Source organism: Vibrio genomosp. F10 str. 9ZD137, assembly GCF_049974785.1.
Lineage (GTDB): Bacteria > Pseudomonadota > Gammaproteobacteria > Enterobacterales > Vibrionaceae > Vibrio.
On sequence record NZ_JBNGCJ010000401.1, the window covers coordinates 1 to 8,672 of the forward strand.

The following is an 8,672-nucleotide window of genomic DNA, read 5'->3' on the forward strand; positions in this document are numbered from 1 at the left end:
TTGGTAAGCGAAACAGGCCCACTAACCAAAGTCACGTCTGCACCTAAATTTATTGCCGCTTGCGCAAGTGCATAGCCCATTTTTCCAGAGCTATGGTTGGAAATATACCGGACGGGATCGATAGCTTCGCGAGTCGGGCCCGCTGAAATCAATACGGATTTTCCTGTTAACGGCTGAGCGTGAGGTTTAAAAAATTGTTCACATCGCTCAACAAGCTGCATTGGCTCTAACATTCTGCCAAGGCCAACGTCACCACACGCTTGTTCGCCAGAGCCTGGTCCCCAAATGTTGAGGCCGCGCTTTGTTAAGGTCGCGATGTTTTCTTGTGTCGCGATATTTTGGTACATCTGCTGGTTCATAGCAGGAGATACTGCAATCGGTGAATCCGTAGCAAGTACTAACGTACTGAGAAGATCATTTCCCATGCCCGCTGAAATTCGAGCGATAAGATCAGCAGTAGCAGGCGCAAGTAAGATAAGGTCAGCCCATTTCGCCAGCTCGATATGGCCCATAGAGGCTTCAGCCGCAGGATCAAATAAGCTTTCTGATACGGTGTTACCCGAGACCGCTTGCATCGTTAAAGGTGTGATGAACTCTTTGGCTGCGCTGGTCATTACCACTCTAACTTGTGCTCCGCGCTCAACAAGGCGGCGAGTGAGTTCTGCGCATTTATACGCGGCAATACCGCCACTGATGCCCAATAGAATCTTTTTTCCTGCTAGGGTTTGCATGATGTTTTCCTTCGAAAATTCTGCCGCTAAGATAACATGGAGCTCTATTTTGTGACTAGTCCTGTTCTTGCGCAATAATGAACATCACAGTTGCATGGTTGTCATCGTTCACTCTCAACGATCATCGCTAGACAAGATAAATAGCGGCGCGGCTTTTATTGTATCGACATCCATTATTTTAATTTAAGTTTTAATATAGATAGAAGTGAATGTCGTTATGAGTATTAAAGCATTACCCGCAGAATCGATGCCAAGAGAAAAGCTATTAGCCAACGGGCCGGGTTCATTAACCGATGCTGAGCTGTTGGCCATTTTTCTAAGAACGGGAACCAAAGGGATGAATGTTCTCGAACTGTCCGACGTATTGCTCAAAGAGATGGGATCACTGCGAGGGCTATTTTCAGCCTCCAAAGATCAGTTTTGTCATCACAAAGGGTTGGGGGAAGCCAAATTCGTTCAACTTCAAGCAGTATTAGAGATGACACAGCGCTATTTAGCCGAAACGTTAAAACGTGGCGATGCGCTCAGTAGCCCTCAGCAAACCAAGCTTTATTTGTCGAGCGTATTGAGAGATCGCCAGCGAGAAGCCTTTCATGTGCTCTTTTTAGATAATCAAAACAGAGTAATAAAAGATGAAATCTTGTTTGAAGGGACCATTGATGCGGCGTCGGTCTACCCCAGAGAGGTCGTAAAGCGAGCATTAGAGCACAATTCCGCTGCATTAATCCTTGCCCATAATCACCCTTCAGGCGTTGCTGAGCCTAGCCAGGCGGATAGGCGGATCACGAGAAAACTGACGGATGCACTGTCTTTAGTCGACATCAGAGTCCTCGACCATTTTGTGGTTGGTGACGGCGAAGTGGTCTCCTTTGCCGAACGTGGTTGGATTTGAATCACATTTTGGCTTGTTAGTTGATAAAAATCTGCTATCATTCCCGCCACATTTTAGAACCTTAAATCAGCCTCGATTACTCAATAAGCTGCGATGTTCAAAAAAAGATCACGAAATCCGGTAAAAAGGATCTGTTCGGGTCTTGAGCAATGCACGTCAAGTTAGTATAATGCGCGACCTTTGATAGCCTTGAATGGATTTTCCATTTTGGTTTTTACCTCTAAATTCATCTTTGATGGAGAGGTTCGGCCACCAAGGTTGATATCGAGCTGAAACGATTTGGAGAGACATTCATGTCCCGAGTATGTCAAGTAACTGGTAAGCGTCCAGTAGCGGGTAACAACCGTTCACACGCACGCAATGCTACCAAGCGTCGTTTTCTGCCGAACCTACAAACTCACCGTTTTTGGGTAGAGAGCGAAAAACGTTTTGTTAAACTACGTCTAACTGCTAAAGGCATGCGTATTATCGATAAGAAAGGCATTGATGCTGTACTTGTTGATGTCCGTGCACGTGGCGAAAACGTTTAAGAGGAATTGAACAATGGCTAAAGGCATTCGTGAGAAAATCCGTCTAGTATCATCTGCTGGAACAGGTCACTTCTACACAACTGACAAGAACAAACGTAACATGCCAGGCAAATTTGAGATCAAAAAGTTTGATCCAGTAGTTCGCCAACACGTTATGTACAAAGAAGCTAAAATCAAGTAATTGATATTAACGCTTTAAAGCTTCTTGTTTAGAGAAGATTGCATAAAACCCAGCTTTCGAGCTGGGTTTTTAGTTTCTACAACCATTCATTTTTTACCCACCGCAACCATTAACGTCTAACTTTTCTTCTTTTCTCCCTCTTTTAATCTTCTTCCCACCTTGTCTTCCATCTTCTTTTCCTCCTTTTTCGCCTTCTTTTAACCCCATCTTCCGTCCTCTTTTCATCTTATCTTCATCCTATTGCCATCCTTTTTCCTTTTTCCACCCTCAATCCCTTATACTCGTTAGATAAACGAATGTATTTATAGGGAATGAACATGCGAGTCTCACCAGCCCGTCGCAAGCGTTGGAATAACCTCTTGATGCTGGCCATTGTGTGCTTTATCGGTGTGCTGTACCTTCCGACGATCATCAAAACGTACTTAATTGAGCCGCCACACAGCCCTTATCCTTATCTATTAAATCCAGACGCAGAGCTTCAATCTCTTCACTTTAGCCAGTGGTCTTTAGAAAAAAATCAAGGTCGGTGGCGAATTAGCGTGCCTAGTAATGTTGCGCCAGAAGAGTTAGCGGATAGATGGCAAGCGCTTGTTGGAACGGAAGTCGATGACAAAACACGCCAAGCGTTGAATCCGACCTTGATCAACCCACAGACCATAGAAGTTTGGTATGCGGATCAAGAAGAGCCACAAAGGATCACCTACTATCAGACGCCTCAATTCTGGTTATTAAAAAATTGGCAAGAAAAGTGGATTGCGCTTTCTGTTGAAGTGAATTACCTAATTCCTAGCTCTTAGGTCACCATTATCATCTATTTTCAAGGAGTTGTAGCTCATGCCTGAGTTGCCTGAAGTCGAAGTGAGCCGAATGGGAATCAGCCCACACCTTATCGGTCAAACCATCCATTCATTGACTTTTCGAACACCTAAGTTGCGTTGGGATATCCCACAAGAGTTAAAAAAAATGGAAGGGGAAGTGATTCGAACCATATCTCGAAGAGCAAAATACCTGATCATTGAAACCGACGCTGGTAGCGCTATTGTTCATTTGGGGATGTCAGGATCATTGAGAGTGTTAGATGCCGACTTCGAAGCAGCAAAGCATGACCATGTTGATCTTAAACTCACTAATGGAAAAATTTTACGTTATAACGATCCGCGTCGCTTCGGCTGTTGGTTATGGATTGAAAAAGGTGAGTCTCACTCAGTATTAGCGAACATTGGCCCAGAGCCGTTAACCGATGAATTCAATGCTGAATACATGTTTACCAAAGCAAAAGGCAAGCGGGTGACCGTTAAGCAATTCATCATGGATAACAAAAATGTGGTTGGAGTGGGGAATATTTATGCCTGTGAATCGTTGTTTTCTGCCAAATTACACCCGACTCGGCAAGCGGGTAAAATTCTAAAAAAAGAATGGGGCGTGCTGGTGCCCGAAATCAAACAGGTACTATCCAAAGCCATCGAACAAGGTGGAACAACGTTAAAAGACTTTGCCCAAGCCGATGGTAAGCCGGGGTATTTTGCTCAAGAATTGCAAGTGTATGGCAGGGCAGGAAAGAAATGCCCAATTTGCAGCACTTTGGTTGAAGAGCAAAAAATTGGGCAACGTAATACGTTTTTTTGTGGTGTGTGCCAGCGCTAAAGCAAGGCTACTGTTTTAGCGTTTAGCGTTTAGCGTTTAGCGTTTAGTTTTTAGCCTTTCCACCATTTGGTGGGTTTGTACTCGTTTCCTAAAACGGCTAAGTGATAGAAGTTAGTCTTAAGGTTAAGCGTCATATTTTTAACCTTATTGATAATTTTCATCACTGCGATGAAGTAGTTTTTCTTACCTGATCGTTTCCGGTTGCCGATGATAGAAGGTTTGTTTCCTCCCCACAGCCCAGATTGACAAACACCAAAGATGGGCTGTTTATGAATCCAAGCATTACGTAAGAACACATCAACAGGGTAATCAAAAGTTTGGCTGTGTTCTATAAATGCTTTGGCACACTTAGGTGAGATAGCGTAGGCCGTCATGCATTGTGGGATTTTTAGGTATTTAACTAATCGCTGTTCACCATAAGTACGAACTTGATAGAACATATCGTGATTGTCGGCATTTTCAATTCGAATATAGCCGCATTTGTCGATATGCTCTTCGGCTATCTGTAACGTATTCTGAAACATTGCAGCATCAATATCGAAATCATCCTCAAAAATAATAATAGGCTCGTTAAGCTCTACACACTTCTGCCACATAAGGAAGTGGCTGGCATAGCATCCAAATTCGCCAACGGCTGCTGGGCGGCCAATGTTGTATAAGAATTCTTTATCTCTGTTACGGTTTAGCAGAGGGTGGGTATCTACTCGTGCATCAACACCGATGAAGAATTCAACCTCGAGCTGCGCTTTAGTGAGTACTTTTTTTGTGGTGGCTTGGCGATCCTCGCAGCCGTTTAGGGTTATGCAGTATGACTTCATCTTTTGATATTTCTAATAATTATACTAACTAGACTACTTTAATACAAAATATAAGCTCATTCAGCAAGGCCAGCATGGAATTGCGAGTGTTGAGTAACACTTCATACCTGTAGCCTAGCTTTTTCGTGATTGTGCAGTTTCAGTGCTGTATACTGACGGGCTTAGTTAAGTAGTATGGAATAATAGGTATGACGCAACCTATTGAGCATGTGTTCATCATTCACGTTAGTGAAGGTTATGAAGATCGAAGAGCTCATATTGATAAGCACCTGCCTGAAAGTGGCATAAAAAGTTATGAGTATGTTCTAAAGGGCGATATTAAAGACCTATCTCCTGAGGTTTTAAATTCAATATTTAAAGGGAGCCTTCGAACAGCAGCTGAGCACTCATGCTTTTATAAGCACTATTTAGCTTGTAAAAAAATCGTAGATAAAAACTTAAAACATGCGCTTATTTTTGAGGATGATGTACTACTTAATCGCGGGTTTAGTGAATCATTAGATCTTATCTTGAAAGAACTAGAAAGTGAATCTAACTATCTTGTCAATATTGAAGATGCCTATCTTTCTGTCCCGTATCGATTTAGAAAGCGAAACCAAAAAATCTATTTAGCCAATTATACTAAAATGTGTGGTGCCTACATTATTGATAAAGAAGCAGCTACAAGGCTTGTCACCTTTATTGAGAAAAATGGAACAACTTTACCAATCGATACTTATCAAAGTGAACATCGTGATGCTATCAGGTTCAATCTTTATTGGTCAGAACCATCTTTGGTTCACCAAGGAAGTAAATCTGGTTTGTTTGAAAGCTCAGTTAATGAAGAAAAGCAAGGGTTGATACAGTTAGTGAAGTACAAGCTCAAGTGCTTACATAAGAAATTTGTTTGGTCACATGTGAATAATAGAGTTATTAGGGTTTTTAAAAATGTTAATAAGTACTAGTTGGAAAGAAAAAACTCTATCTTTTTTTCAATATTTACCATTGATCTATATGCTTGTTTTTATGCATTTTAATGGAAAAGGCGATATGTTATTTGTCGCTTTTGTTATATTGTTTTCTATTTTTTCTTTGCTTTTTTCTGGTGTGTCGGTTTTGGCTGAAAATATCCGTGAAAATTATTGGTTATGGGTTGTAATGATTTTTGGTGGGTGGCTTTCGATTATTTATATAATTAATGGTGCCGATTCTGGTTTTATACGTTCTCTATTTTCAAGTGTAATCTACATTTTGTTTTTCAATTGTGACCGTATTAAAATAAAGCAGATGGCTATTTTGTTGTTTTTGGCCTCTTTGAGTTTTATTTACTATGTGTTTAGTTATAATATAGGTGTTGAACGTGGTTACTGGGAAGTAAACGCTATTCCTTTAGCTTACAATTTCTCTGTAGTGGCGATATTAACGTTGTTTTTTTTGATATCAAGTAAGCGATTTTCCTTAACAGGGTTTTTGTTATTACTAACTGTTATATTTATTTTTGCCTCTATTTTTGGTGCTCAATCTCGTGGGCCAATAGTAGCTATTTCTGCTGTTGTCACGTTTGGTTTTATCTTTCTCTATCGGGCAACACTCAATAAAAATTATTTGTTTATTTTCCTTTCTTTATCGCTTGTATTAACCGTCTCATATGTGATTTTTCCAGATATATTCTTCCGAATAATTAATACTTATTCAGAACTCAAGAGTATTTTTTCAGGGGATTTAAATACTTCAATTGGTTATCGGCTTCAACTATGGAAAGTTGGTAGTGAGCTATTGGGTAATATGCCATGGTATGGTTACGGAAAAAATGGCCTTCTAGAGGCCCTATCTGTCATTAATCAAGATGAAAGAATGAGTCAGACGGTCTATTTCCTTGCGAAACAGCATTTTCATAATGGTTACTTAGATATTCTGGTGAGGTATGGATATATTGGTATTTCACTATTTTTCTCTATATTGGTATTACCTATAATTATGTATAGAAGTGAGAATGTAAAGTTCCTTCTTATTTTTAGCCTGTGTATCTTGCAATTTATAGTTAATTTGTCTGAATATAATAATATACACCCACAAAGCGTTATATACTTTGTTGTTCCTCTTGGGGTCGCTATTTTAATGATAAGGCGGAAGAATGAAAATCGGATATTACATTAAACATTTACTGTTATCGTTATGCACCCAAGAATTTTTCGTCAGAAAAAAAAACAAGCTAATTAATGATGCCGTAAATCAGAATTATATCGATACACGGGTGAACTATTATTGTAACTTTGATGAAGCTGCTAGCATACAATCAACAATACAGATATCGAGTTACAAGCGTAAAGGCTTCACCTCGTACTATTTTGATCTCAAAGAGTTTCTCTATTATTTTCCAAAACACTTACGATTTAATTACTACTTTGGTGATGAAACCCACATAGAGCCTGTCCCTACCTTGTTCAAAGCTCGTCCAATAGAAGGTGACAATAGAAACTCCGTCCTTTTCAAGCTAGACAAACGACGTCACTTTCGTTTTGTAAAAGATAAACTCAAGTATTCAGATAAAAAAAATATGGCTGTTTTTCGTGGAGCAGTCACGCAACCTCACCGATTCCGCTTCATGCAGGAAATGTTCGAACACCCTTTAGTGGATGCAGGACAATCTAATTCTAGTGATAAGAATCCAGAATGGCAGAAGCCGTTTATGTCGGTTGACGAACAACTTCAATATAAGTTTCTGATCTGTTTAGAAGGCAACGATGTTGCGTCAAATTTAAAATGGGCGATGTCGTCTAACTCTGTCGTTATTACGCCTAAAATGAAGTACGAGACTTGGTTTATGGAAGGCACACTAAAAGCGGGTGTTCACTATATTGAAGTAAAAGGTGATTGGTCAGATTTTGATGAAAAGATTCAATATTACCTAGATCATCCAGAAGAAGCTGAGAAGATCATTAAGAACGCTCATGACTATGTCGCGCCATTTAAAGATGAAAAATTAGAGCAACTTATTTGCATTAAAACGCTTGAGCGTTACTTCGAATTATCCGGTCAATACGTTAATGAAAACCAGCATGATAATAACCAGAACAGTTAGAACCCGAACCGCAAGAACCAGAACCGTAAGAAATAGAAGACTATGAAAATACTGGTAATAGGCCCGTCATGGGTAGGGGACATGGTGATGTCTCAAGGCTTATACATGGCACTAAAAAAACAATATCCTGACGCCCTCATTGACGTATTGGCTCCGGCCTGGTGTAAGCCAATACTAGAGCGCATGGCAGAGGTTAATCAAGCCCTTGAAATGCCATTGGGTCATGGTCAGTTTGATCTGAAAACTCGATATTCGTTAGGTAAGTCATTGAAAAATTCAAAATATGACATGGCCTATACACTGCCTAATTCCGCGAAATCTGCGCTCATTCCCTGGTTTGCTCGAATACCTAAGCGAGTTGGCTGGAAAGGTGAAATGCGTTATGGGCTTCTTAATGATATTCGCACCAACAAAAAATCGTTCCAATACATGCTTGAGCGATATGTGGCATTAGCGCATACCAAAGAAACAATGACGGGCAGTGGTTGCTTGGGTGAGCTATCAGGCTTGCCGTTTCCAAAGCTAGAAGTCATAGAGCAAACACAGTCGTCAGCGATGGACGAATTTAGTTTAAATTTGAGTCGGCCCGTTCTTGGCTTGTGCCCTGGCGCTGAATTTGGCCCTGCCAAACGTTGGCCCGATAATCACTTTGCTGCAGTTGCCTCTAGGATGATTGAACTCGGCTATCAAGTGTGGCTATTTGGTTCAGCCAAAGATCGAGAAGTGACAACCAAAATTATTGAGCAAGTGCAATCTGATGGGCAGCAGTATTGTTTTAATCTCGCTGGCAGTACAAGTTTGATTCAGGCCGTCGA

Annotated in this window: 11 protein-coding genes; 9 read left to right on the forward strand and 2 right to left on the reverse strand. The window is 40.6% G+C overall.

Annotated features, from left to right (window positions below; translation table 11 throughout):
• A partial coding sequence (coaBC, locus tag ACP45E_RS09155; RefSeq protein WP_141707270.1) for a bifunctional phosphopantothenoylcysteine decarboxylase/phosphopantothenate--cysteine ligase CoaBC occupies positions 1–731 on the reverse strand: 731 nt, incomplete at its 3' end.
• Between the two features lie 217 nt (positions 732–948).
• On the opposite strand from coaBC, the gene radC reads away from it, so the two are divergent.
• The 5 genes from radC to mutM all read left to right on the forward strand — a co-directional run bounded on the left by radC (position 949) and on the right by mutM (position 3,978).
• A complete protein-coding gene (radC, locus tag ACP45E_RS09160) occupies positions 949–1,623 on the forward strand; it encodes a RadC family protein (RefSeq protein ID WP_017037131.1) in 675 nt (224 codons plus the stop codon).
• Between the two features lie 293 nt (positions 1,624–1,916).
• Positions 1,917–2,153: a 50S ribosomal protein L28 gene (gene rpmB / locus ACP45E_RS09165; protein WP_017036316.1), complete on the forward strand. Its 237-nt coding sequence runs from the start codon at positions 1,917–1,919 to the stop codon at positions 2,151–2,153.
• 13 nt (positions 2,154–2,166) lie between these two features.
• The gene (gene rpmG / locus ACP45E_RS09170; protein WP_002535344.1) at positions 2,167–2,334 is read left to right on the forward strand and encodes a 50S ribosomal protein L33; all 168 of its coding nucleotides are present in this window, start codon (positions 2,167–2,169) and stop codon (positions 2,332–2,334) included.
• A gap of 317 nt (positions 2,335–2,651) precedes the next feature.
• Positions 2,652–3,131: a hypothetical protein gene (locus ACP45E_RS09175; RefSeq protein ID WP_017037130.1), complete on the forward strand. Its 480-nt coding sequence runs from the start codon at positions 2,652–2,654 to the stop codon at positions 3,129–3,131.
• A gap of 37 nt (positions 3,132–3,168) precedes the next feature.
• A complete protein-coding gene (gene mutM, locus ACP45E_RS09180; RefSeq protein ID WP_017036320.1) occupies positions 3,169–3,978 on the forward strand; it encodes a bifunctional DNA-formamidopyrimidine glycosylase/DNA-(apurinic or apyrimidinic site) lyase in 810 nt (269 codons plus the stop codon).
• A gap of 50 nt (positions 3,979–4,028) precedes the next feature.
• On the opposite strand, the gene ACP45E_RS09185 is transcribed toward mutM, so the two are convergent.
• On the reverse strand, positions 4,029–4,796 hold the full coding sequence (locus ACP45E_RS09185) for a glycosyltransferase family 25 protein (RefSeq protein WP_017037129.1): 768 nt from the start codon (positions 4,794–4,796) through the stop codon (positions 4,029–4,031).
• Positions 4,797–4,984: 188 nt separating this feature from the next.
• Here ACP45E_RS09185 and ACP45E_RS09190 point away from each other — a divergent pair, with 188 nt between their 5' ends.
• The 4 genes from ACP45E_RS09190 to waaF form a co-directional block, all read left to right on the forward strand.
• Positions 4,985–5,740: a glycosyltransferase family 25 protein gene (locus ACP45E_RS09190; protein ID WP_017037128.1), complete on the forward strand. Its 756-nt coding sequence runs from the start codon at positions 4,985–4,987 to the stop codon at positions 5,738–5,740.
• Positions 5,724–6,932 (forward strand): O-antigen ligase family protein, encoded by a 1,209-nt coding sequence (locus tag ACP45E_RS09195; protein WP_017037127.1) that lies wholly within the window; start codon positions 5,724–5,726, stop codon positions 6,930–6,932. The genes ACP45E_RS09190 and ACP45E_RS09195 overlap by 17 nt, the downstream gene beginning before the upstream one ends.
• Positions 6,910–7,857 (forward strand): glycosyl transferase family 90, encoded by a 948-nt coding sequence (locus tag ACP45E_RS09200; protein ID WP_017037126.1) that lies wholly within the window; start codon positions 6,910–6,912, stop codon positions 7,855–7,857. The genes ACP45E_RS09195 and ACP45E_RS09200 overlap by 23 nt, the downstream gene beginning before the upstream one ends.
• A 42-nt stretch (positions 7,858–7,899) precedes the next feature.
• On the forward strand, positions 7,900–8,672 hold a 773-nt coding region (gene waaF / locus ACP45E_RS09205), incomplete at its 3' end, for a lipopolysaccharide heptosyltransferase II (protein WP_083251592.1).

Coding starts and splice junctions, on each gene's coding strand:
- rpmB (WP_017036316.1), top strand. CDS start 1,917: ATGTCCCGAGTATGTCAAGTAACTGGTAAGCGTCCAGTAGCGGGTAAC.
- mutM (WP_017036320.1), top strand. CDS start 3,169: ATGCCTGAGTTGCCTGAAGTCGAAGTGAGCCGAATGGGAATCAGCCCA.
- ACP45E_RS09195 (WP_017037127.1), top strand. CDS start 5,724: ATGTTAATAAGTACTAGTTGGAAAGAAAAAACTCTATCTTTTTTTCAA.
- ACP45E_RS09185 (WP_017037129.1), bottom strand. CDS start 4,796: ATGAAGTCATACTGCATAACCCTAAACGGCTGCGAGGATCGCCAAGCC.
- ACP45E_RS09190 (WP_017037128.1), top strand. CDS start 4,985: ATGACGCAACCTATTGAGCATGTGTTCATCATTCACGTTAGTGAAGGT.
- radC (WP_017037131.1), top strand. CDS start 949: ATGAGTATTAAAGCATTACCCGCAGAATCGATGCCAAGAGAAAAGCTA.
- rpmG (WP_002535344.1), top strand. CDS start 2,167: ATGGCTAAAGGCATTCGTGAGAAAATCCGTCTAGTATCATCTGCTGGA.
- ACP45E_RS09175 (WP_017037130.1), top strand. CDS start 2,652: ATGCGAGTCTCACCAGCCCGTCGCAAGCGTTGGAATAACCTCTTGATG.
- ACP45E_RS09200 (WP_017037126.1), top strand. CDS start 6,910: ATGAAAATCGGATATTACATTAAACATTTACTGTTATCGTTATGCACC.